Source organism: Pandoraea anapnoica (assembly GCF_902459765.1).
GTDB classification, from domain to species: Bacteria; Pseudomonadota; Gammaproteobacteria; order Burkholderiales; family Burkholderiaceae; genus Pandoraea; species Pandoraea anapnoica.
The window spans coordinates 103,027-127,114 of the sequence record NZ_CABPSP010000009.1 but is presented as its reverse complement, the minus strand read 5'-3'; the positions used below and the strand labels follow the sequence as shown (position 1 = coordinate 127,114).

Below are 24,088 nucleotides of genomic sequence, written 5' to 3'. Positions count from 1 at the left end.
CCATAAAAACAGAGATCTCTTATGTCCTTGTTCTGGCAATTGGTACGTGCGTCTCGATGGCCGTTGGCCATTGCGTTCGCCGGTAGTCTTATCAGCGGTTTTGGAAGCGCGGGTCTCGTCGCGCTGATCAATCGCGCGTTGACGGCGCCGCGCGACCATCTGGGCGTGCTCGGCATGCAATTTCTCGGCCTTGGCGTGATCGTGCTGGTCACGCGCGCACTGTCGCAAACGCTCTTCATGTCGCTCGGTCAGCGCGCGAAGGCGACGTTGCGCATGCAGGTCGTGCGTCGCATCGGTGCCGCCCCCTACGCGAGTCTCGAGAAGCATGGCATTGCCCGCGCGATTGCCGTCCTCACGCAGGATCTCGACACCATCGTCGTGCTGTTCGTGAACCTGCCGGTGCTGGCGATGCAGGGCGCGGTGATCGCCGGATGTCTCGTGTATCTCGGCTATCTGTCGTGGCAGATTCTGCTGTTCGCTGTGGTGACGATCTTCATCGGTGCGGCGGGATTTCGCTTCGCCAATCAGCGCGCGCTGCTGCATCTGCGCAGCTCGCGCAAGCGAGAGGAATCGCTGGTGAAGGATTTCCGCGCGTTGTTCGACGGTGCGAAGGAGCTCAAGCTGCATCGCGCCCGTCGCGACGCCTTCATCGAAGACCGTCTCGCGAGCAATGTCGAGGCGGTGCGTGTGCAGCGCACGCGCGGATACGTGCTGTATGCAGCCGCGGCCAGCTGGGGCAGCTTCATTCTGTTCGCCTTCATCGGCCTCACGTTGTTCGTGGTGCTGCGTCACGTCGACCTGCCGCCGCAGGTGGTGTCCGGCTACGCGCTCGTGTTCCTGTACATGATCATGCCGATCGAGGGCGTGCTCTCGGCGATGCCGTCGCTGGGCAGTGCACGCGTCGCGCTGGAGCGCATCGCGCAGGTCGAAAACGAACTGCCACGCGAACTGCTGCCTGCATCGGCTACGCGCGAGGCACCGGCGTTCCACGAGATCGTGCTCGAAGGCGTCACGCATCGCTACTTCCGCGAACAGGAAAGCGAAGTGTTCACGCTCGGACCGGTGACGCTCACGTTCCGTCCCGGCGAACTCGTTTATCTGGTGGGCGGCAACGGGAGCGGTAAGACCACGCTGGCCAAGCTGATCGTCGGCCTGTATGCGCCGGAGCAGGGCCGTATTGTGGTCGACGGTACGCCCGTCGGCGACGCCAGGCGTGACCACTACCGTCAACTGTTCTCCGTGGTGTTCAGCGACTTTTTCCTGTTCGAACATCTCCTTGGCTTGCCGCCGGACGGGCTCGACGCGCAGGCGCATACGCTGCTCAAGTCGCTGCAGCTCGACCACAAGGTGACGATCTCGGACGGACGCTTCTCCACGCTCGATCTCTCGCAGGGACAGCGCAAGCGTCTCGCGTTACTGGTGGCGTACCTGGAAGATCGGCCGTTCTACGTCTTCGACGAATGGGCGGCGGATCAGGACCCGCTGTTCAAGGACGTTTTCTACCGCCAGATGCTGCCCGCGCTCAAGGCGCGCGGCAAGAGCGTGCTGGTCATTACCCACGACGACCGCTATTTCGATCTGGCGGACCGTCTGATTCGTCTCGACTACGGTCAGCTGCGTCAATCACGTGAGCCGCAAGCCGAGGTCGAGACACCCAACAAACCTGCCGAACCAGATTCATCGAATGCTCATGAGTGATATCCCGATGTTCGCTTTGCAAGACGTTTCGTTCGCGGTAGACGGGCGCACACTGCTCGCGCCACTGACGCTGGAACTCGCGGCCGGACAGGTGCACGGACTGATCGGCCACAACGGCTCGGGCAAGTCGAGCCTGATCAAGTTGCTCGCGCGCCAGCTCCAGCCGGCGAGCGGCAACATTGCGTTTGAGGGGCGAGCGCTGGGGTCGTGGGGCGCACGCGAGTTTGCGCGGCGTGTGGCGTATCTGCCGCAGCAACCGCCCGCCGCTGCCGGGATGACGGTATCCGAACTGGTCGCGCTCGGTCGCTACCCGTGGCACGGCGCGCTCGGACGCTTCGACGTCCATGACCACGAGGCCGTGCAATACGCGATGGCGCAGACGGACGTGCTCGGTTTTGCCGACCGTCTCGTTGAGTCGCTCTCCGGTGGGGAGCGTCAGCGGGTGTGGCTGGCGATGCTCGTTGCGCAGCAGGCGCAGTGTCTGTTGCTGGACGAACCGACCTCGGCCCTCGACGTGGCGCATCAGCTGGATGTCCTCCAACTCGTGCGAGAACTGGCCGACGCGCATGGCCTTGGCGTGGTGATCGTGCTCCACGACGTCAACATGGCTGCGCGCTTTTGCGACACGCTGCTCGCGCTCAAGCAAGGCAAGCCGATTGCGCGTGGCACGCCTGCGGAACTGATGTCGCCCGACACCTTGCAGACCATCTACGGTGTGCCGATGGGCGTCCTGCCGAATCCCGATGGCGGGATGCCGGTGAGTTATGCGCGCTGAATGATTCGCGCCGAGTGCGCTGAATGCAGACGCCCGAGTCCGACTCAGGCGTCTGCGAGATAGCGTTGCGGGGAGCGTCCCGTGACCTGTTTGAACATGGCGATGAAGGCACTGGGGCTGGCATAGCCGAAGGCGTCCGCCGTCGCTGCGACCGATGCACCCTGTGCAAGTGTCGAAATCGCTTCGGACACGCGCAAGTGCTGACGCCAGGTCACGAATGTCATGCCCGTTTCCGTCTGGAACTGGCGCGCGAGTGTGCGTCCGCTGACCCCGAACTGTTCCCCCCAGAAGTCGAGCGTCAGCTTGCTGGCAGGCTCGTTCATCAGATGTTCGCAGATCGCCTGTAGCCGCTCGTCCCTCGGTACCGGCACGCCACGTTCGGGCACAGGAGCTGCGTCGTGCAGCACACCCATCAATGGCGGCACCGAGAGCGCTGCACGGCTCGTGGGGCCGTAGGTGTCGCCGTCGCGGCTGACGGTGATCGCCAGCTCCCGAATCAGCGGCGTGACGAGGATGACCGTCGGGCTGGTCCAGTCCCACGGGAACGCGCGCGGCTCCATGTAGATGTTGCCCATCTGTCCGTCGCCCACGGCATGCAGTTCGTGCTCGATGTCCGACGGCAGCCAGAGTGCGCGCGAGGGCGGCAACGTCCAGATGGCGGTCGGCGTCAGCACACGCACGATGCCGCGCACAGGGAACACCAGTTGACCATGTCGATGGCGATGCCAGATCAGCCGTTCGCCGTGACGAAAGGGCGTGACCTGAGCAAAGACATCGCGCGGTAAGGGACGCACGGCATTGGGAAATCGTTTGCGCAGGAAGTCACTCATGGGGGTAATGCGGGTCTCGCGTCAGGATGTCGCCAATTGGATGACGATTGTCAAAAAATCGACATTTATTGTCGTGCTTACCTTTTTCGAACCCGATATTCTCCATAGCTATCAATGTGTTGTGCCGGATCATACGCAAATTTGGTAATGAGTCTCATTTGCGATATTTCCGCCAGTGTAGCGGGAATTGGACGGTCGCCACACAAAGCATACGAACGTTAATTTTGGATCGCCGGTAGAGCCCGGCAACAAGGGGAAGTGTTGTCAACGATGCAAACGAATCAGAATTCTTGCAGGACGCAAGCCGCACGGGGCCGCATGTCCGATGCACCAAGCGCAGGACAGTCGCAGAAGGTGCCGAAGTTTCACTATGCACTGACGTCCGCTGCCGCCGTCGCCATGCTGATGCTGATGCTGAGCGCCGCAGAGGCCCATGCCCAGACAGCCGCCGCATCTGCGACGGACGCAAACGCACCGGCACCCGCTGCCGCGCTTCCGGCCGCGAACATCTCCGGCCAGCGCGACATCGTGCAAACCGAAGGGTCCGGCTCGTATGGGTCGAGCATGACGACCATCGGCAAGATCCCTCAGGCGTTGAAGGACATTCCGAATTCGGTGTCGGTCGTCACGCGTCAGCGCATGGACGATCAGGGCATGGAGTCCGTCACCGACGCGTTGAAGTACACCACCGGTATTTCCGCGCTGAAGTACGGCGACGGCTCGTACTACTTCAATGCGCGCGGCTACCCCGTGGGCGTGGAGTTCGACGGCGTGTCTATCCTGAGCGGCATCCAGTACCAGCCGCAGTTCGATCTGTCGATGTACGACCGCGTGGAAGTGTTCCGTGGCCCGGCGGGGTTGCTCGACGGGACGGGCGAGCCGGGCGGCACCGTGAATCTGGTGCGCAAGCGTCCGGGCGATACGTTTGCGCTGCGTAGCGAGACGGGCTTCGGTTCGTGGGCGCATTATCGTCAGATGATCGACGTAACCGGACCGCTCAACCAGAGCGGCACGATTCGCGGCCGCGCTGTGCTGACCGGCGATACGAGCAACGCGTCGGTGACCCGCACCAACAACAGCAACTTCCTCGCGTATGGCGCGCTGGAGTTCGACATCACGCCGCGCACGCTGCTGTCGCTCTCGGGTTCGTATCAGGTCAACTCGCTCAACGGGTTCGACTACGGCCAGTCGTTGCTGCTCAACCGCCGCTTCCTGAACGCACCGAACAACAGCAACTTCGCGCCCGACTGGAACCACACGTGGACGTCGATGCAGGAGGTCAACGCGCGCCTCGATCACCGCTTCGATGGCGGCATCGCGTCGCAGACGACCGTCAACTATCGCCACATCCTGAACAACAGCCGCTACGCCTACCTCGGCCCGGGGATCGATCCGACCACGTACAACGCCCGGTACTTGGCGCAGATTCAGCGTGTCGAGCAGAACATGCTGGGTGTCGATTCGCACGTTTCCGGCCCGGTGGAAGCGTTCGGCCGCAAGCATGAGTGGATGGTCGGCATGAACTATCAGCTCACGCAGAAGCGCAGCCTCTCGGGCGGCCAGACCATGGGCGTGTTCAATATCTTCTCGCCGCCGTCGATCCAGCCGCCGCTGGCGCTCACGTCGGGCGATAACCTCAATACGCAGCAGTTCGGCGTCTACGCACAGGCGCGCGTGCGCGTGCTCGACCCGTTGACCGTCGTGCTGGGCGGCCGCGAAGCGTGGTATCAGCAGCAGGCGCAGAACACGCTGCCGACCGCGACGCCGTGGAGCACGTCGTCGAGCGCGAACCACAAGTTCATCCCGTACGGCGGCGTCGTTCTCGCGCTGACGAAGCAGATCAACGCGTACTTCAACTACGCGAAGATCTTCTCGCCGCAAACGGCGACCACGTTCGACGGGCAGGGCTTGCCGCCGCGCGACGGACAGCAATACGAACTCGGCGTGAAGGGCGAATTCCTCGACGGCCGTCTGACGGCGAACGTCGCGGCTTTCCGTATGACGGACACCAACCGCGCGGTGGCCGACCCATTCCACCCGCTGGGCTCCGTCGCAGCAGGCGCGGCGCGCAGCCAGGGCTGGGAAGCGGAACTGACCGGTCAACTGACGAGCAACTGGAACGTCTACGCGGGCTACACGCTGCTCAATACGCGTTACGACAACGATCCGTCGTTGGCCGGTCAGACGCTCGACGGCGAGGAGCCGCAGCATCTGTTCAAGCTGTACACGACGTACAAGTTCTCGCCGAACCCGTTCGGTGGCTGGCTCGACGGCCTGCGTGTCGGCGGTGGCGTGCGCATCCAGAGTTCGACGTATCGTACGGCTGGCTCGGCGCAAGGAGGCTATGCGGTGTGGGACGCGATGGTGGCGTACCGCTTCAATCGCCGTCTGGAAGCGCAACTGAACGTGAACAACGTGTTCAATCGCGACTACTACGAACGCGTGCCGTCGACGTTCTTCGGCACCTACGGCGACCGTCGCAACGTGATGCTTACGCTGCGCGCCGACTACTGATCGCTGCGGGGAGCGGCCGGTCGAGGCTGGCGGGGCGGATATCGTCAGCCCCCGTCGGCGTGGCGTCAGGCCGATTGGACAGCGCCGTGCAACAGTCTGTTGCATGACGCTGTCGGCTGAAATTCGGAAATGGCGGTACACTCCGAGCACACGCCATCGTTGTCGGGTGGCACGCAACTCCAATTTCAGCCTGTTCGAACGTCAACATGAAGTCCCCTGGTACTGCCTCTGCCACGCTCAATTGCGACGTTGGCGAATGCGTCGAGCTTGTCGCTACGGCAACGCTGCCCACTCGCTACGGCACCTTCACTTCCCACGCGTTTCGCGTCAAAGACAGCGCCAACGAGCATCTCGCGCTGGTGATGGGCGACGTGTCGAGCGAGGGAGGCGCGCTGCCGCCGTTGGTACGTCTGCACTCGGAATGTCTGACGGGCGACGTCTTCGGCTCCTATCGCTGCGATTGCGGCGAGCAACTGGACGCCGGTATGCGCAAGATCGCCGAAGAAGGGCGCGGTGTGATGCTGTATCTGCGCGGCCATGAAGGGCGCGGCATCGGTTTGAGCAACAAGATCCGTGCGTATCTGCTGCAAGAGCAGGGGCGCGACACGGTCGAAGCCAACCTCGATCTCGGCCTGCCCGACGACGCGCGCGAATACGACTCCGCCGCCGCTATCTTGCGCATTCTCGGTGTGGGTTCGGTGCGCCTCATGAGCAACAATCCGAAGAAGTTCGACACGCTCATCAAGCACGGCATCCCCGTGAGCGAGCGTGTGGCGCTCGACATTCCAGTGCGCGAAGAGAACGAACGCTATATCCGCACCAAGCAGGTCAAGTTCGGACACTACTTCGAAGAGAACGAGTGATCTTCGTCTGACGCTCTCCCAGCGATTATCCGATGCCTGTCGGCCAGTCTCTTAGCGAGACTGGCGACGGCGCTCCGCCAGAATGAGCGTCAGATACACCAGACCGGCGGCCATGCTGGTCTGTCCACTGTATTTCACCAGACCGAATCCCCATCCCTGATGCATGACCGATGCGCCGAGCGCCAGGGCCAGTGCCGTCCATCCGACGATCCGGCCATTGCGCGTGCGCGTCGGTGAAACGGTCTTGAAGCGCGCTTCCTGCTGACGCTCGGTCGACATCGCCAGCGCCGCAAAGCCTGCGAGGCAGAGCGTGAAAGTGACGAAGTGACTCATGCGCGCTCCTCGTTCAACGGGGCATTGATCGACGCACTGAGCGGTGTGCGGGCCGATGTCGTGGCACGCGCAGGCTTCGTCTTCGGCTTGTGACGCGCGGTGCGAATCGCGAGCCACGCGTGCAGCGCCGCGAAGGCCCAGAGCATCAGATCCACGCCTGTGTACACCCAGTCGCCGGTCGTCAGGCTATGCCAGAGACCGCGCGATGTTGTCGTGGCGTTAAGCACCGGCAGCAGCGCGAGCACGGCAGCGCCGATCCACAGCAATTCCACCCACGCACGTTTGGCAGGGCGCACCAGCGCGTATAACAGCGTCGCCGCCCATACCCAATAGAACACGTCGACTTCTGTGGCACTGCGTTTGAGTGCACTCGCCGGAATAAGGCGGTTGCCCCAGAGGAAGGCCGTCATGGCGATCGAGAGTCCCGCAATTGCTGCGATGTTCAGACGCTCGACCACGTGAAAGCCGAAATGGGGACGCGCCGGATCGGGCAGCTTGCTGCGACGCTTGACCGTCCACATCACCAGCCCCGAGCCGACCATCGCCGTGCCGCCAAGGCTGACGAGGAAGTACAGCCAGCGCAGATGCAGATCGCTGAAGCGCCCGAGGTGCAGTGCGTACATCACGCCACGCGTTTCGGCCGCCGGACCGACACCGTCGTGAACGTCGATCAACTTGCCGGTCGTGCCCTCGAACAGCAGATACTGCGGACTCATCGAGACACGCGAGCTTTCGCCGCGTGTGACGGCCACGCGTGCCGCAGTGTCGCCCGCATGGGTGACGGTTACGCGACCGACGTCTCGTGCGCCCCAGCGGGCCTGCGCCTCGCGCACCATCGGCGCAATCGGTGCCAGCGTCGCTTTCTCGCCGGTGGCCTTGCCCGGCGGTGGGAAAGCGCTGAGTTGCGCGCTGAGTTGTGCGCGGTCCATAGGTGTCTTGATCGCCGTTTGTGCACCCCACGGCATGTACATCGCCATGAGGGTGACGAGGCCGGTGTACGTGATCATCAGATGGAAGGGGAGGCCGAAGACCGAGAGCGCATTGTGTGCGTCGAGCCACGAGCGTTGTCCCTTGCCCCAACGGAACGTGAAAAAGTCGATGAAAATTTTCTTGTGCGTGATCACGCCGCTGACGATCGCCACCAGCATGAACATCGCGCAGAAGCCCGCGAGCCAGCGTCCCCACAGGACAGGCAGCGGATGAAACTGGAAGTGAAACCGGTAGAAGAAGTCGCCGCCGAGGGTCTCGCGCGCTTTCAGCGTCTGGCCGGTCGATGGATCGAACGTCGCTTCTTCGAAGGTGCGACGCGGGGCGCTATCGGTACCTTTTCCTTCACCTCTGACAGCGCCTTTGGGCGCAGGCGGATTGCGCCAGAAGACGCCCGCGACCGGATTGCGCTCGGTGGGCAAATAAATGCTCCACTGCGGGCTGCCCGCAGCGAGCGTCACGAGTTGATTGCCGACGTTCTGAGCGACCACGGCCGGATCGGGCAACGACTGCTGATGCGGCACCTCGGGGCGCATCCATTGCGAGAGTTCGTCCTTGAAGTAACTCACGGTGCCCGTGAGGAACATCGCGTACAGCAGCCAGCCGACAAGCAGGCCGGACCACGTGTGCAGGTCCGACATCGTCTGGCGGATGCCACGCGCCTGTGGCTTTGCTTTCGGTGTAGGCGTGGACGTCATGCCGCACCTCCCGTCATGTGGCCAGACGCCACCGTCCACGCGGCCAGCGCGAGCGGTGCGGCGACAATGAGCAGACCGGCCCAGGCGCGCCATGCACTGCGCACGGCGAACACCCAGACGACCGCACCGGCATAGATGGCGAAGCTCGCCAACTCGCCGGTGATGACTGCCTGTGCCTTGTTCATCGGCAGTGCCAGTACAGCAACGCTCGCGAGCGCGGCCACGGCGTAACCGCCGCCGATAGCTGCCACGATACGCGAGATGAGCCCCCCGATATTCACGAAGCGTTCGGGAAATCCAACGTTGTCGGACGAGGCACGACGAGCCTGAGCCATGATGCGTGTCGCTTACTTGTTGGGTGTGGCGGCGGGGCCAGCCGGGAGAGGTTCGATGCCATCGGCCTGCATGACGGTCGTCGTCGTCACGTAGCTCACGCTCTGATAGCGTTCGGCGCCCTTGGCACCCGGGCGCTCACCGGGCGTCATGTCCTTGTGACTGACTTCGGCAACGTACACACCCTTCCACGGCATGTCGAACGTCACGAGTCCCTGTTCGTTCGTATGCGCTTCCTTGGCCCATCCCGATTGCGTGACGAGCGAAACCTTCGCCTTGGGCAGCGGCTTGCCCTGGAAGAACAACTGGAACTCACCCTGCTTGCCTGCGGGCACGAGGTCGAGCGTCAATTGCGGCTTCTGCTTCGAGAAGTCGGTCGCCAGACGCGCCGCAGGGCGGTACCAGTTCGTGACTTCCTGAGCGTCGCGCTTGGACGTGAAGAGCGGGTACTTCGCCTCTTCGGCGATCAGCGATTCACCGGCGGTTGCCTTGAACGGGAGCGCGAAGCCGTTGGCCGTCTTGGTGGCGGCGGCTGTCTTTTCGCCCTGCGCCGAGCTGAGCGTGCCGGTGGGCGCGACGAACTTGTCGAGCAGACCCGGCGACGCTTCACGCAGGTTCTCGCCGAATTCGCCGAAGCGGATCACGGCGTTCTGACCGGCAGGCTGCTCGATCCAGATCTGGTGTGCTTGCGCAGCACCGGCGAAGGCGATGAGGGCACCGGCGGTGAACTTGGCCAACTGGGGCAGTCGCATCATACGGTGGGTGGCAGTCGTCTTCATTGCGGTCTCCTTGGAGAGGTGGCGGAACGGATGTAATCGGTGGGGGCTCATCGGCATTTCGTTCGTCATCAGAAGTCGATTTGCGCGGAGAGCAGGAACGTGCGCGGCGCGGCCACGGTGGCGTAGGTGCCGCTCATCAACCAGTAGTTCGAGTTGAAGAGGTTCTCGATGTTGGCGCGGAACACGACCGACTTGCCAGCGACGCGCGTGCGATAACGTGCGCCGATGTCGTAGCGCGTCCACGCGGGCAATTCGAGCGTGTTGGCGGCGTTGAAGTACATGCGCGACGTGTTGATGATGCGGCCGTTGAGCGAGAGGCCTTGCACCCACGGCGTATCCCAGTCGACGCCAAGATTGAACGCGCGCTTGGGCACGCCGTTCGCATCGTTGCCGTCGTTGGTGCCGCCAGCGGTCTTGGTGAGCTTCGCGTCGTAGAACGTGGCGCTGGCCATCAGGCGCAGACCCTTGACGACTTCGCCGTACGCCGACAGTTCGATGCCGCGATTGCGCTGTTCGCCGTCGAAGCTGTAGAGGTTGGCCGACGGATCGGTCACGGCGTTCGGGCGCTGCACCTGGAACACCGACACCGTCGTCGTGACCGGACCCCAATCGGTCTTCACACCGGCTTCGTACTGCTTCGACTTGTACGGCGGGAACACTTGTCCGGCGTTGACGGTACCGACGGGCGCAGTGCCGCCACGCGACAGACCCGAGGTGAAGTTTGCATATACCGACACGTTCTGGAGCGGCTTGACGACGATACCCGCGAGCGGCGAGACGGCGCTCTGGTTGTACGTGCCCGTCAGCGCGCCGGTGGCGGTGCTGAAGTTATCTAGTGCAACGCGCTGGTGACGCAGGCCCCCGGTGAGCAGCACGCGGTCGTTGAAGAAAGACAGTGTGTCGGTCACGGCGATACTGGTCAGCACCGATTCCGACGCCTTCTTTGCATCGGTGCGCGCCGCGCCGATGCTGGGCAGCGGCGACGGGTTGTAGATGTTCGAGGCGACCGACGTCGCGCCCGGCACATAGGCATTGCCCGAGTCCTGTTCCAGACGCGACGCTTGCACCGTCAGTGTGTGACCGACGTCGAACGTCTTAAAGTTCATGCGCGCGCCCACTTCGCCGGTGCGCGAGCGCGTGTACGAGTCGTAATACGAATTCATGACGGTGAAATTGCCGAGCGCGTCGGCGGGGCCGCTCGGGAACGTCTGATAGGCCGTGGCATAGTGATAGCCCACGGCGCCCCACACCGTCACGTTGCGCAGCACGTCGTATTCGAGGCGTGTGGTCACGGCTGAGTCGTGCAGATGCAGCTCGCTGCCGGGGTAGAAGTTGCGATAGCCCGAGGGGGCGTCCGGAATCTTCTTGACGGACGACTGGAAGCCGATCTGCGGACGGAAGTTGTCGTCGCCTTCGTGCTGCGTGTAGGCGTCGAGCGTCCAGCGCAGACGTTGCGTGGTGTAGTCGAGGCCGACCGAGCCGAAGCCGATGTTCTGTTTACCGTTGTCGAGCGTGGTGTTGCCGCCACGGAACACGCCGTTCAGACGCACGCCCCATTCCTGGTTTTCGCCGAAGCGACGCCCCACGTCGGCTTCGACGCCGAGTTGCGATTTGCTCTGGAAGGTGGTCGTCAGACGCGTGATCGGCTCGCTCGTCGCGCGCTTTGTCACGACGTTGATCGCGCCGCCGATACTGCCGCTCGGGCCGATGCCGTTCATCAGCGTGCCCGGTCCCTTGAGCACTTCGATACGCTCGACGATGGCCGCAGGTACCCGGCTTGCAGACGCCATGCCGTACAAGCCGTTCAGGCCCACGTCGCTGCTGGACACCGTGTAGCCGCGAATCTGGAAGTCTTCGCCGAATCCGCCGCTGGAGGTCAGCATGCGCACCGACGATTCGTTGATGACGACGTCGGCCAGCGTGCGCGCCTGCTGGTCGCGCACCATCTGCTCGGTGTAGTTCATCGTGCTGAACGGCACATCCATGGCGTCGGCCGAGCCGAGCATGCCGAGGCTGCCGCCGCGCGCGATCTGGCCGCCCGCGTAGGCCGGTTGCAGACCGGTGTCGTACGTGGCGGTGACGTGGGTCGTTGGCAGGGCGACTGCGGCGTCCAAGCTCGCTGCGCCGCTTGCAGGGGCAATCAGAAAGCTGCCGTTCGATTGCGGGACGACTTCCACACCCGTGCCAGCGACGAGCGCGTCGAGGCCGTTACGCGGCGTGTAGGTGCCTTTGAGGCCGTTGCTGCGACGTCCGGCCGTGACTTCGGGCTTGAACGACAGCATGATGCCCGCGTCGCGACCGAAGCGGCTCAGTGCGTCTTCGAGCGAGCCTGGGGGAATGTCGAAGGCGCGTGAGCCCGGTGCGGCCGTGTTCTGGGCCTGTGCTGCGAGCGGCGTGAGGACGACTGCGAGGACCGCGCCCGTGGGTGCGGCAACGGCTGCGCCAAGGGCGATGCGGCCCAATGCGCAGGCCATCCGCGTGCGGCGATGGACCCAATTTAGTTGGCTGGGGCGCTGTTGCTGCCCACGGACGTGACCCATGATCTGACCTTTCGTGTGGAAGTAGAGCGGTGGTGCTCGACTTCCATGACCCGCGAAAAACAGAAACGGATCACCTTTTTCAAAAAATTGTTGAGCCGCGTGAATGCAACTGGATTCGGTCGTCCGATCCTTGCTTCAGGCCGGAACGAGCCGGATTTCCCGGGTGCCCCAGAAGCGGGTGACAGCCTCGGTGCGCACTGCGAGCGTGGTGCCGAGTGTGTCGAGCACCTTGCCGACGTCGTCGAGCGGAAACGTGCCCGACACGCGCAAGTTGGCCACGCTGGCATCGCACGAGAGCGATGCATTGCTGTATCGCGCCAACTCGTCTACGAAATCACCGAGCCGCATGCTGCGCGCGAGGATGAAGCCTTCGGCCCACGTCGCGTCGTCCGTGGGCGTTTCTGTGGCTTCGGAGATGCTGTGCGTCGTGTAGCGCGCGTGGTGTCCGGCCTGCACGATCAGCGATTTTTCGGATGTGGCGCGCGGACGAATCTCCACTGCGCCCTTGAACACGCTGACATGCGTGCCGTCGTCGAACTGACGCACGGTGTAACGCGTACCGAGCGCGCGTGCCGTGCCCTGAGATGTTTCGACGAGAAACGGACGGGGCGGCACATGGTTGTCCGGCGCTGTCGTAATCAGTACTTCGCCGTCGATCAGCCTGACGCGACGTTCGTCGTGGCGATAGACGATGTCAATGGCGCTGTCGGTGTTGAGCACGAGCTGCGTGCCGTCATCCAATTGCAACTTGCGACGCTCGCCCACGGCGGTTTGCACGTCGGCCGACCAGTGTTGCCATGACGACGAATGCAAGACACCCCATGCGCCCCCACCAGCGAAAAGCAGCACCGCCAGCGACTTCACTGCGCGGCGGCGCTGAGGCGATGCGCTCGGCGCCAGCGCAGCCTGCGCGACGCCCGCTTCCACGGGCGCGGCGAGCGGCGCGAGCTTGCCTTTGACAGACTCGATGCGTTGCCACGCACGTTCGTGATCGGAATGCGCGTCGCGCCATGCGTGCCAGTCGGCGACAGTCTGCGGCGAGACGTCGTCGCCCTGCAATTCGATGAGCCACTCAACTGCGCGCTCGGCCACGTCTGCCGGTAGTTTGGCGGCGTCGGTGGTGGCGTCGTACCAGCTTGAGCGAATGGCAGGCATGGCGGTGGCGTTGTCGGGTTGGCCGGACGGCCGAGGGCGAGGGGGCTGACGATGCGGCATCAGTCGAGAAACTTCAGTCGAGAAAAGACAAGTCGGCGAAATAGCAGCGCTGCAAGGCTTTCGCGAGATAGCGCTTGACCGTCGGAATCGAGATGCCGAGCGTGGCCGCGATCTGGGCGTGCGTTTGTCCGTCGAGCTGCGAATACAGAAACGCCTGCCGCACGATGGTCGGCAGGCCGTCCAGGAGGCGATCCAGTTCCAGCAGCGTCTCAAGCATGATGGCGCGCGTTTCGGGCGACCATTCGACGTCGCGCGGTACCTGTGCGAGCGCTTCGAGATACGCGCGTTCGAGCTTCTGACGTCGCCAGTGATTCGAGACGAGATTCTGTGCAACCGTCGTGAGATATGCGCGCGGTTCGTCGAACGAGGCGGGGACCCGCTCGCTGCCGAGCAATCGCACGAAGGTGTCGTGCGCGATGTCGGCGGCTTGTTCGGCACTGCCCAGACGTCGATGCAACCAGCCCTTCAACCAGGAATGGTGATGGCTGTACAACATCTCGACGGTAGAGGGGAGGGTGCCAGGGGTTTGCATGATCCAGCCTGATGCTCGGTCTACTCACGACGCTCAGAACCGGCGCGAACGCCGACAACGGTCATGCAGCAGTTGAGACAAATGCCAATAATTTGTTAATGATAATCATTATTAATAACGTATGGGAAATATCCCTGTCAATCTGAAGTGCTTTGGGCATAGACAAAACATCGGAGTGCCGAATTCGGGGTGTCGTCGCTCAGGGCCGTGGGATGGGCGTGAGCGGTCGACGTCGGTGTTGTATTAAGGAGAATTCCGAAGATGTTTGCGATGCAGCATTTATTGCTTGACGCTCCAATTTGGCCTCAGTTACCATCCGCCCTGTCTTCAATTTAAGGGGTTAGTCCGTGAATTCCGATGCCAGTAGTCCTCGATCTTTGATCGATTGATTGCCTGAGGATCCACAGCCTTCCCTGTGCCGCGTCCTCATGCAGGATGCGGTGTCTCGCGCCACTTGAACGCTCGCCCTGAGCGTATGTTTCCGGCGCCATTCCCGCAAAAGTTTCCACTGTCGTGCCTGTGATGGGCGCTGTCGTCTTGCGCATGCGTTTTGTGGCGTGTGTTGCAACGATGCGTTCTCGCGAGCCGGCCGTCCGTGCCGCGCGCTCACATGCGGCACCGACACTTCGCAGCCATGCGAGGAAATCATGCGAGCTTTTCAAACCTTCCAGGCTTTCCAGAGCCAACCGACGCGCACCACACCGGTGTCGCATCTGACCATCGTTTGTCTGGCCGAGGCCCTCGGGGCCTTGCGCAAGCAGATGTTCATCGATCTCACCGCGCTCGGCCTGCGCGCCACGCACGTCAGCATCACCCGCTGGAGCGACCGCGACGAGGCGTCCGCCACCGTCACCCTCGACTGCCCGCAGGGTTCGCGCGCTTCGCTCACGTCGCTCGTCATGCGGCTGTCGGGTGAGCGCAGCGTGCGCCGCGTGTTCTGGTCCGACGACGCCTCGCGTCGTGCGGCTACTCGCGGGATGCCCGCGCACGCCTAGTGCCGCGCGGCCGACCGATTCGACCCCTCACTGCCGGATGACGCCACGCGCGTTTTCCCGCGTAACGAATCAACGAACATAAGGAGTCCGAAATGGAAGACGAAAGTAGCCGAATGTGGCCCGTCGGGACCATGCCTCTGACGTATGGCTTCCCGGCGGGCGATCCGATGCCAGATCCACGTAGTTTTTTGCTTTCACCGACCGCGCGCTGCGCGGCGCGGCTGGGTGCGTTCGCGCTTTTTTCCGGAGAGATGACCTTCGGTAGCGACTGACGAGACCGGCCGGCCGCTCCGCCCCTCAGGGCAAGCGTAAGTCGCGCCAGGAAATCGTCATGACAAATAACCACCGCTCCCGCCATAAGCAGCGCGGCTTCGTCGACAACGCCACAGCGTCCGACCTGCCGCTCTCGGGCCCCGAAGTCGTCGCACGTCTCGCGACCGAACCACTACAACAGGTTCTGCACACGCTCGGCACCGATGTCAGCGGCCTGCCGCTCGCCGACGTCGGTCAGCGCCAGACGCGCTACGGGCCGAACGAAATCGCGCACGACAAGCCGCCGCACTGGACACGTCAGCTCGTCAGCGCCTTCAATAATCCGTTTGTCTTCGTGCTGCTCGCGCTCGTCACGATCAGCTTCTTTACCGACGTCTACTTCGCCGATCCGGGCGATCAGGATTACAAGGGCATCATCATCCTGTCGACGATGGTGACGATCAGCGGTCTCCTGCGCTTCTTCTCCGAGTTCCGGTCGCTGCTGGCGGCCGAGAAGCTCAAGGCGATGGTGCGCACCACGGCCAGCGTGCGCCGCCGCTTGTCGGCATCGGGCAAGTCTGAGCGTCACGAGGTCGCCATGCGCGAGTTGGTCGTGGGCGACATCGTGACGCTTCAGGCAGGGGACATGATCCCGGCCGATCTGCGTCTGATCGAATCGCGCGACTTGTTCATCAGTCAGGCGGTGCTGACCGGCGAGGCGTTGCCCGTCGAGAAGTACGACACACTCGGTGCTGTCGCTCAGAAGTCGGCGTCGATTGCTGCGGGCGAGGGCAATGCCAACCTGCTCGACCTGTCCAACGTTTGCTTCATGGGGACGAACGTCGTGAGCGGCACGGCCGTGGGCGTGGTCGTCGCCACCGGTGGCGACACGTATTTCGGCGCGTTGGCGAAGAACGTCGTCAGCCACAAGCGCGTGGAGACGAGCTTCGACCGTGGCGTGAACAGTGTGAGCTGGCTGCTGATCCGCTTCATGCTGGTGATGGTGCCGATCGTCTTCATGATCAACGGCCTCACAAAAGGCGACTGGGTCAGCGCGTTGACGTTTGCACTGGCCGTGGCCGTGGGACTGACGCCCGAAATGCTGCCGATGATCGTGAGCGCCAACCTCGCACGCGGTGCTTTGGCGATGTCGCGCCGCAAGGTGGTGGTCAAGCGCTTGAACTCGGTTCAGAACTTCGGTGCGATGGACGTGCTGTGCACCGACAAGACCGGCACGCTCACGCAGGACCGCATCATTCTCGAACAGCATCTGGATGTGGCGGGCGACGAGCAGGAAGATGTGCTGCGTCTGGGCTGGCTCAACAGCTATCACCAGAGCGGCCAGCGCAATCTGATCGACGTGGCGATCATCCGTCGCGCCAACGAGATCGGCGAATCGGTGCAGCCGCGCGCGTTTGCCAAGATCGACGAACTGCCGTTCGATTTCGTGCGTCGCCGTCTGTCTGTCGTGGTCGCAAACGACCGCGGCGAGCATCAGATGATCACGAAGGGGGCTGTCGAAGAAATGCTGTCCGTGGCCACGCACGTGAAGACCCCGCAGGGCGTGCGTGCGCTCGACGACACGGCCCGCGCCATGCTGATTGCGCGCGCCGAGGCTTACAACGAAGACGGCTTCCGTGTACTGGTCGTGGCCACCCGCGACATCCCGGCGGGCGAGACGAAGACGCAGTACAAGACGTCCGACGAACGTGAGCTGACGGTGTGCGGTTTCCTGACCTTCCTCGATCCGCCGAAGGATTCCGCCGCCCCGGCGATTGCCGCGCTGCGCGAGCATGGCGTGACGGTCAAGGTGCTCACGGGTGACAACCCCATCGTCACGATCAAGGTGTGCCGTCAGGTCGGGCTGGAACCGGGCACGCCGCTGCTCGGTGCCGACATCGAGCCGATGGACGACGCCACGCTGCGCGAAGTCGTGGGACGCACGACCGTGTTCGCCAAGCTCGCCCCGCTGCACAAGGCGCGTGTGGTCAAGGCGTTGCAGGCCAACGGCCATACGGTGGGCTTCCTCGGTGACGGCATCAACGACGCCCCGGCGCTGCGCGATGCCGACGTGGGCATCTCGGTAGACACGGGTGCGGACATCGCCAAGGAAACCGCCGACATCATCCTCCTGGAAAAGAGCCTGATGGTTCTCGAAGCGGGCGTGATCAAGGGCCGCGAGACGTTCGGCAACATCCTCAAGTATCTGAACATGACGGCCAGCTCGAACTTCGGCAACGTGTTCTCGGTGCTGGTGGCGAGCGCGTTCCTGCCGTGGGAGCCGATGCTGGCGATGCAGTTGCTCATCCAGAACCTGATCTACGACATCTCGCAAATGTTCCTGCCGTGGGACCGCATGGATCCGGAGTTCCTGAAGAAGCCGCGCAAGTGGGACGCCAGCAACATCCGCCGCTTCATGCTGTGGATCGGGCCGACCTCCTCGGTGTTCGACATCACGACCTATGCGCTGATGTGGACGGTCTTCGGTGCGGGTGCGCTGTATCACGCTCATGGTGGCGATGCCGGTCAGGTCATCATGAATTCGGGCTGGTTCATCGAAGGGCTCGTCTCGCAGACGTTGGTCGTGCACTTGCTGCGCACGCAGAAGATTCCGTTCCTGCAAAGCACGCCTGCGTTGCCGATCATGCTCTCGACGTCCGTCGCCATTGCGATCGCTTGCTGGTTGCCGTACTCGCCGTTCGCCGAGGCGTTCGGCTTCGTCAGCCTGCCGTTCTCGTACTTCTACTGGCTCGTGGCAACGATGCTTGGGTACATTGCGCTGGCGCAGATGGTGAAGACGGTCTACATCCGCCGCTTCGGCCGCTGGTTCTGATTCATGAGCGAAGCCTGAAAGCTTGCCTCACACATTGCAGTTGCAATGCCACCCGCCCGGATAGGGCGGGGGCGCTGCCTCCACACACTTTCGTCCCGGCGCATGCGTTGACGTGCCGCCCGGGACGGCATACGAAAAAAGAGAACGACTCATGAAGAAGCAACTGATGTATCTCGCGCTGTCCTGCCCGCTCAGCGCGTTCGCTGCACACCCGCTGACCTCCGACGACACGGGCACGCAGGGCGACGGCAACTGGCAGTTCGAGACGAATGGCGAAGTCACGTCGAAGCAGGAGGACATCGGTCGTCAGACGCTCTGGAACAGCACGCTCACGCGCGGTGTCGGCGAGGCGCTCGATCTGTACGTCAACGTGCCTTATACGAATATCCAGAACCGCTCCGAGAGCGCGGGTAGTGGCGTTGGCGACGTGGAGACGGGGGCCAAGTGGCGCATGTACGACGACGGAGCGTTCAGCATCGGCCTCAAGCCGTATCTGAGCTTTCCGACGGGCAACGATCAGCGCGGACTGGGCACGGGACGGGTGAACGCCGGTGCAACGCTGCTCGCCCAGTATCAGATCGACGACTGGACCTTCCTGGCCAACGCCGGCGGTGCCTATCAGGCGAACCGTCAGGGGCAGCGGCAGGGGGTGTGGAAGGCGTCGGCAGCGGTGTTGTATCGCGTGTTGCCGTCGACGCAACTGATTCTGGACGTTGGTACGTCGCAAAACCCCGATTTTGCGCAGAAGACGAACCCGGCTTTCATGATTCTCGGAGCCATCTATAGCCCGACGTCATGGATGGATCTCGATGTCGGGTATCGACGCGGTCTGAACCCGCAAACCTACGATTATTCGTGGATGGGCGGGCTGACGATGCGTTGGTAAGTCTATGGGGTGTGGAGTTGGGAGGGTTCGGGGGCGGGTGAAGTGTCCGTGCATCTATGTCGGAGTGAAGGTGCTATCCAACGGGAGATGCATATGGAAACGATCGTAAGATTGACCATCGCAACGAAGCGCATCCGGATCCCTCCCAAATTTCACGAAGCCTAGGGACTCATAAAGCGAGACTGCTGTTGTCGAGGCGGTATTGACCGTAAGACTGAGGCGCACCAGTTGGGGCATTGAGCGAGCGATGGCGATCACGGACAAAAGCAGTTGACGTCCGACGCCTCGCCTCGCTGCCGTTTCGTGAACGTACACTCCCCAGACTGTGCCGATGTGCGAACGCTTTTGCGCGAGCGCGAAGCGCAGCCCGACGGTCCCGACCAGCTTGCCGCCATCGAATGCACCCAAGATGATTCCCGCAGGATTCATTGTGACCTTGGTCCACGCTGACGTGGCGCTCAATGTGGCTTCTTCCTCGAGATTGGCTTCGAACGAAGATCGGTTCCGCTGAAGTGCATGAAGTCGCAGATTCTGAAAAATCGGTGCGTCGTCTGAGGTCAATTCCCTGACCTGAATATTGAGCGGGCGTAGTGAAGCATTGCGCACCATCGGGGTGGGGGTTACATCACGAGCTATGGGAGTCTGATCTCTCGGTGTTTCTAAGCGCGAAGTGGTATCGAGCATCTCCAGGATCAAGTTCAAATTCGAGCGAGTGCCTGACTCGCTTGTCGGAAGCGCGTGATTCCGAAGGGTATTGCGTAGCAGCACTCGGTCTTCGTCGGGTAGCGAGATCGGAGCATCGGTAAGCGACATCCAGTCGGTACAACCTCCGACGATGTGATTGCCGACGTGAAAGTTTGGGGGCTCGCCGTCGCGAACTCGCCAATGCAAAGCGTCCGAATATGCCGGGGCGACACATTGTGCCAAGCGGGGAAACGCAGTGACTTGTTGCGATGCCGACGTTGCTTCGACTAGTAGTTGGAGCGCTGACGATGCATCGAGTGCCTTGTCGGTGAGAAATAGGCAGGACAGTTCCTCCCAAAGGTGCTTCGTTGGACGAGATGCGGGCGTTAGTTCGTTTGCGCTGAGGAGATTGGCCGGCCTATGCATGTTGGTCGCGGGGGAGCGTTCCATGGAGACTCCGTTCGTTAGGTGGTTAGAGCGCGCCAGAACGCCGATGTCTGCACGGGTGTCCGGAGCGTTGGTATCGTCCGATCCCCGTTGCGTGCGCGCTTTCATGAATTAGTCACGCGTACTGTCTTGAGGGAGTGCACCTGCAATATCGCATCGTCTTTCACTCAAATCCTCTGCGGCCATTCGCCAGGCATGAGGGATAAGATGCATGTCAGGGCCATGTTAAACTGCCTCGCAACATCATCCGGGGCATCACAGTGCTGTGACGCCTCAGTTGTTCCCGCCGCCGTTCCTTGTCCGCCGTCGATGCGACTTACCGACCATACCGATTACAGTCTGCGCACCCTGATCTACGTCGCGGTTCATCCCGACGAGCTTGTGCACGTGCAGTCCGTGGCGGACGCCTTCGACATTCCCAAGAATCACCTCGTGAAGATCGTGCAGAAGCTCGGCCAGTTGGGCTTTCTGCATACCGTGCGCGGGCGCTCGGGCGGCATTCGTCTGGGCCGCGCGCCGGAGCGCATCGGACTCGGGGAAGTGGTGCGCGCGATGGAGCCCGATTTCGCGCTGGTGGAGTGCTTCCATCAGGGCGATAACGCTTGCGTCATCACGTCGGCGTGCCATCTGCGCGGCGTGCTGGGCGAGGCGCTGCGTTCGTATTTCGCGGTGCTCGACCGCTACACGCTGGCCGACCTCGTCAACCAGCCGAATGTGTTGCGTCGTCTTCTTGGTGATGCGGCGGCGGCGGTTGTTCCGGTCTCGGACATCAAAGTCAGACGGCGGGCCACCAGCGTCTGAGACGCTGCGCAACAGCCGTAATCCCCCCTTTTTCGGCCATCCGATCAGCGTTCGCTATCGACGCCATAGCGCGCGCCAATCACGTTCGTCAGAACTGGACGAATGGTCGCATCTTGCAGACGTCCTGCCGTGCAAGCCGCGCTGTCCTTTCGTAATCTCTAGTCATGCCCGCTAGCGCTCCTCCGGTGATTCGGACGGACGCACAAGGGAAAACGACTTACGGCACACGTTGCCGACCGAAAGGAGTTTCATCATGAACGCTCGTATTTTCGCCGCTGCCCTTATCGCCACCGCATCGCTGGCTTCCGTTTCGGCTTTTGCCGAAACCCAAACCGCTGACGCCGGTCAACCCGTTGCTTCGCAAGGTGTGAGCCGCGCACAAGTGTTGGAAGAATTGCGTGTGGCACGCGCATCTGGCCAGTTGGATCAATCGCTGCAAACGTATCCGTCGCTGCTGCAACAAGGTGCGTCGGTTGGTCGCTCGCGCGCGGAAGTGCGTTCGGAAATCGGGACGGCCACGCCGGTCGCTGCTGCCGCCGACAATCGCGCCTGATCGCGTGTCGGGTAAATACGTTAGTTGAGCTTCTGCCAAGGCATGACAAGGGCAAGGAGCGGGGCGAAGAGCGGTCCAAGCAAGGGTTGCGTAAATCCTCCATAATCGGCGCACCGGGTTATTTCGACGAGTGCGCCATGGACCGGCTCTCCACCCTGATTTCGAATTTCGGCGTTCGCGCCGGTGTGTTTCATAGCGGCGGCCTCTGCGGTCTCGCCAGCTACGGTGTCGACGCCCACGACGGCGGCCACCTACACTTGCTCCGTTCGGGCGAAGTCGCGCTCGTGATGGAGGACGGTTCGCGACAACAGATCGTCGAGCCGTCGCTGATTTTCTTCCCGCGCCGCAACCATCATCAATTGCTCTCGGGCGAGGCGGACCGCACAGAACTGGTGTGCGGGTCGTTATCGTTCGACGGTGGCCACAACAATCCGCTGGTCGCCGCATTGCCCGAGTTTCTCGTCCTGCCGACGAAATCGCTCTCCACGCTCGAACTCACACTGAACTGGCTGTTCGCAGAAGCGTTCGGCCAGAACTGCGGACGTTTGGCCGTCATGGACCGTCTGTTCGAGCTTCTCGTGATTCAGTTGCTGCGACATGTGCTTGAGCATCGTCTGGTGAGCTTCGGCATGCTGGCGGGGCTGGGCGATCCGCGTCTCGCGCGTGCACTGAACGTCATTCACAATCAACCCGGCGAAGCGTGGACGGTCGAGTCGCTGGCGAGCACTGCCAACATGTCGCGCGCGAACTTCGCCGCGCAGTTTCGTGAGGTGGTTGGACAGTCGCCTGCAGACTATCTGCTGGATTGGCGCATCGGTCTGGCGCAAAAGCGTCTGCGCGACGGTCAGCCGATTGCTCGCGTGGCGGAGGAGGTCGGGTATGACAGTGCGTCGGCGCTCGCGCGCGCCTTCCGTCGCAAGACCGGCAGCAGTCCGCGCGACTGGCTGCGTGCGCAGATGCACGCGGTCACGACGTTGCCGCGTCCGCGCGTAGAGATTGTCCCGGCGTTGCCTGCGCAGGCGGCGTAATCCGATTTCGTTCGGCGCCATCCGACGTCCCAGGGTGGCAACGGTAGCAACGGCCCGCGAGGGCCGTTGTCCGTATCCCGCCCCCGCTTCAGAACACGTGGCTGACGCCCAGGCGCACCACCGTCTGCGAATTGGTGGCGGACGACATGCCGTTCGCGGCGTCGCCGACCGAGGCCGTCGCGTCGATCACGTTGCCGAAGGCGTCGAGCGTGCTGCCCGAGGCCTTTTGGTAGCCCGCCAGCGCATACAGCTCCGTGCGCTTCGACAGGTTGTAGAACGCCGCCAGGTTGAACTGGTGATACTTCGCGCCCGAAGCGTTCGCCGCCGGGGCGTTCACGTTCGTGAAGCTATAGCCGCCACCCAGACGGAAGGCGTTCGTGAAGCGATACATCCCAAGCACACCTACCGTGTCGAACTTCGCCGTGCGCGTGAAGCGCGAGTACGTACCCGCCGAATATTCGGTGTGGCTGTAATTCGCGCCCAGCGTGGTGTCGCCGATCTGGTAGGTCATCGACGTGGCGATCACGTCGCGCGCCCTGGCGCTGGCGTAGCCTGCATTGATCGACGACGCGAAAGCCGACTCGGACGAACCCGCCCAGCTACCGATGGTCGTGTCCGTGGCGCTCGCCTTGTCGTTGTTGGCGTGCGAGAAGCCGACGCCCCACGTCAGCGGGCCGTTCGCGTACTGCCCTGCGAGGCCCCAGGTGTTCTGACGTCCCATCGTGCCGGGCTGCCCGCCGAAGCCGTACATCGCTCCGAACGTGAAGCCGCCCCACGTCGGCGAGCGGTACTTGACGCTGTTGTTCACGCGCGAGCTGTGGTCGAGGTTGTCGACGTCGCCCGGGTGAGCGGCAACGCCCGAGAGCAGTGCGGTGCCACCGACGGAGCCGACGAGATCGATCAGCGGATCGTACTGACGGCCAAGCGTGACGGTGCCGTACGCTTTGTCCTGCAAGCCGACATACACATGACGGCCGAACTCTGCGCCCCCCTGACTGGCGGTGCCGTTGCCGAGATTGAAGCCGTTCTCGAGGCGGAACAATGCCTTCAGGCCGCCGCCGAGATCCTCCGTGCCCTGCATGCCCCAGCGGCTGCCTTGCCACGTTCCGCTCTGGAACGCATAGTTCGATGCACCGGTCATGGTGGCCGGGCGGCCCGCTGCACCTGAGCGTGTCACGCTGGCGACATTGCTGGCGTAGCCGACGCCGCCGTCGACAATGCCGTAAAGCGTGATGTTGGACTGGGCGTGCGCGAGCGTAGCGGCGCCGAAGCCGATGACCAGTGCGACGGCACGGGCGAGGGGCGAGTGGACGAAAACCTTCATGGCGTGTTTCCTGAGCGAGGCAAGGCTAAAGGGTGAGGCGCGGCCCGGTGTCGTTTCCCGGGATTTCGCGTCACATGAGAAATTAGGAATCCTAAAAATATGAAACTCGGCTTCCCGCATGCGTAAGACGAAGGATCAGCGGGAAGTCGGGGCGGGCGTCAGATATCGACGCGCGTCCCCGGTGTTAC

General features: G+C 62.8%; 21 protein-coding genes. 11 read left to right on the top strand and 10 right to left on the bottom strand.

The features are described 5' to 3' along the window. Positions 1–21 precede the first annotated feature (21 nt). A complete protein-coding gene (locus PAN31117_RS15840; RefSeq protein WP_150739020.1) occupies positions 22–1,698 on the top strand; it encodes a cyclic peptide export ABC transporter in 1,677 nt (558 codons plus the stop codon). Beyond that, complete coding sequence (locus PAN31117_RS15835) at positions 1,691–2,473, top strand: ATP-binding cassette domain-containing protein (RefSeq protein ID WP_370855763.1); 783 nt, start codon at positions 1,691–1,693, stop codon at positions 2,471–2,473. Before PAN31117_RS15840 ends, PAN31117_RS15835 begins: the two co-directional genes overlap by 8 nt. A gap of 44 nt (positions 2,474–2,517) precedes the next feature. Here the strand turns inward: PAN31117_RS15835 and PAN31117_RS15830 are convergent, their stop codons facing one another. Next, positions 2,518–3,303: an AraC family transcriptional regulator gene (locus tag PAN31117_RS15830; RefSeq protein WP_150739018.1), complete on the bottom strand. Its 786-nt coding sequence runs from the start codon at positions 3,301–3,303 to the stop codon at positions 2,518–2,520. Between the two features lie 318 nt (positions 3,304–3,621). Between PAN31117_RS15830 and PAN31117_RS15825 the strand changes: the two genes are divergently transcribed. Both PAN31117_RS15825 and ribA read left to right on the top strand, forming a co-directional pair. Continuing rightward, complete coding sequence (locus PAN31117_RS15825; RefSeq protein WP_174990988.1) at positions 3,622–5,817, top strand: TonB-dependent siderophore receptor; 2,196 nt, start codon at positions 3,622–3,624, stop codon at positions 5,815–5,817. Between the two features lie 206 nt (positions 5,818–6,023). Next, positions 6,024–6,680: a GTP cyclohydrolase II gene (gene ribA, locus PAN31117_RS15820; protein WP_150739016.1), complete on the top strand. Its 657-nt coding sequence runs from the start codon at positions 6,024–6,026 to the stop codon at positions 6,678–6,680. Between the two features lie 51 nt (positions 6,681–6,731). On the opposite strand, the gene PAN31117_RS15815 is transcribed toward ribA, so the two are convergent. From PAN31117_RS15815 to PAN31117_RS15785, 7 genes are all read right to left on the bottom strand, one after another. After that, entirely contained in the window at positions 6,732–7,013 is a 282-nt protein-coding gene (locus PAN31117_RS15815) for a DUF3325 domain-containing protein (protein WP_150739015.1), read from the bottom strand. Next, entirely contained in the window at positions 7,010–8,698 is a 1,689-nt protein-coding gene (locus PAN31117_RS15810) for a PepSY-associated TM helix domain-containing protein (protein ID WP_150739014.1), read from the bottom strand. Before PAN31117_RS15810 ends, PAN31117_RS15815 begins: the two co-directional genes overlap by 4 nt. Then, positions 8,695–9,033, bottom strand: a complete 339-nt coding sequence (locus tag PAN31117_RS15805) for a DUF3649 domain-containing protein (RefSeq protein ID WP_150739013.1) — start codon at positions 9,031–9,033, stop codon at positions 8,695–8,697. The genes PAN31117_RS15810 and PAN31117_RS15805 overlap by 4 nt, the downstream gene beginning before the upstream one ends. Before the next feature lie 12 nt (positions 9,034–9,045). Further along, positions 9,046–9,786 (bottom strand): DUF4198 domain-containing protein, encoded by a 741-nt coding sequence (locus PAN31117_RS15800; protein ID WP_150739128.1) that lies wholly within the window; start codon positions 9,784–9,786, stop codon positions 9,046–9,048. Between the two features lie 92 nt (positions 9,787–9,878). Further along, positions 9,879–12,350 (bottom strand): TonB-dependent receptor, encoded by a 2,472-nt coding sequence (locus PAN31117_RS15795; protein ID WP_150739012.1) that lies wholly within the window; start codon positions 12,348–12,350, stop codon positions 9,879–9,881. Positions 12,351–12,485: 135 nt separating this feature from the next. After that, positions 12,486–13,505: a FecR domain-containing protein gene (locus PAN31117_RS15790; RefSeq protein WP_246189114.1), complete on the bottom strand. Its 1,020-nt coding sequence runs from the start codon at positions 13,503–13,505 to the stop codon at positions 12,486–12,488. Positions 13,506–13,578: 73 nt separating this feature from the next. Further along, positions 13,579–14,097 carry a sigma-70 family RNA polymerase sigma factor gene (locus PAN31117_RS15785; RefSeq protein WP_150739011.1) on the bottom strand — a complete coding sequence of 173 codons (519 nt, stop codon included), beginning with the start codon at positions 14,095–14,097 and terminating at the stop codon, positions 13,579–13,581. Between the two features lie 647 nt (positions 14,098–14,744). Here PAN31117_RS15785 and PAN31117_RS15780 point away from each other — a divergent pair. The 4 genes from PAN31117_RS15780 to PAN31117_RS15765 all read left to right on the top strand — a co-directional run bounded on the left by PAN31117_RS15780 (position 14,745) and on the right by PAN31117_RS15765 (position 19,063). Further along, positions 14,745–15,092, top strand: coding sequence for a hypothetical protein (locus PAN31117_RS15780; RefSeq protein ID WP_150739010.1), 348 nt, complete (start codon positions 14,745–14,747; stop codon positions 15,090–15,092). A gap of 92 nt (positions 15,093–15,184) precedes the next feature. Then, positions 15,185–15,364: a hypothetical protein gene (locus PAN31117_RS15775; RefSeq protein WP_150739009.1), complete on the top strand. Its 180-nt coding sequence runs from the start codon at positions 15,185–15,187 to the stop codon at positions 15,362–15,364. Between the two features lie 59 nt (positions 15,365–15,423). Then, positions 15,424–18,177 (top strand): magnesium-translocating P-type ATPase, encoded by a 2,754-nt coding sequence (mgtA, locus tag PAN31117_RS15770; RefSeq protein ID WP_150739008.1) that lies wholly within the window; start codon positions 15,424–15,426, stop codon positions 18,175–18,177. A 151-nt stretch (positions 18,178–18,328) separates the two neighbouring features. Continuing rightward, positions 18,329–19,063 carry a transporter gene (locus tag PAN31117_RS15765; RefSeq protein ID WP_150739007.1) on the top strand — a complete coding sequence of 245 codons (735 nt, stop codon included), beginning with the start codon at positions 18,329–18,331 and terminating at the stop codon, positions 19,061–19,063. 54 nt (positions 19,064–19,117) lie between these two features. Here the strand turns inward: PAN31117_RS15765 and PAN31117_RS15760 are convergent, their stop codons facing one another. Continuing rightward, on the bottom strand, positions 19,118–20,197 hold the full coding sequence (locus PAN31117_RS15760) for a GNAT family N-acetyltransferase (RefSeq protein WP_174990987.1): 1,080 nt from the start codon (positions 20,195–20,197) through the stop codon (positions 19,118–19,120). 306 nt (positions 20,198–20,503) lie between these two features. Here PAN31117_RS15760 and PAN31117_RS15755 point away from each other — a divergent pair, with 306 nt between their 5' ends. The 3 genes from PAN31117_RS15755 (at position 20,504) to PAN31117_RS15745 (ending at position 22,576) form a co-directional block, all read left to right on the top strand. After that, positions 20,504–20,995: an Rrf2 family transcriptional regulator gene (locus tag PAN31117_RS15755; RefSeq protein WP_150739005.1), complete on the top strand. Its 492-nt coding sequence runs from the start codon at positions 20,504–20,506 to the stop codon at positions 20,993–20,995. Positions 20,996–21,248: 253 nt separating this feature from the next. Then, positions 21,249–21,548, top strand: a complete 300-nt coding sequence (locus tag PAN31117_RS15750) for a DUF4148 domain-containing protein (RefSeq protein ID WP_150739004.1) — start codon at positions 21,249–21,251, stop codon at positions 21,546–21,548. A gap of 137 nt (positions 21,549–21,685) precedes the next feature. Beyond that, positions 21,686–22,576: an AraC family transcriptional regulator gene (locus tag PAN31117_RS15745; RefSeq protein ID WP_150739003.1), complete on the top strand. Its 891-nt coding sequence runs from the start codon at positions 21,686–21,688 to the stop codon at positions 22,574–22,576. Positions 22,577–22,664: 88 nt separating this feature from the next. Here PAN31117_RS15745 and PAN31117_RS15740 read toward each other — a convergent pair whose 3' ends face one another. After that, the gene (locus PAN31117_RS15740) at positions 22,665–23,900 is read right to left on the bottom strand and encodes a porin (protein WP_150739002.1); all 1,236 of its coding nucleotides are present in this window, start codon (positions 23,898–23,900) and stop codon (positions 22,665–22,667) included. Positions 23,901–24,088: the final 188 nt, after the last annotated feature.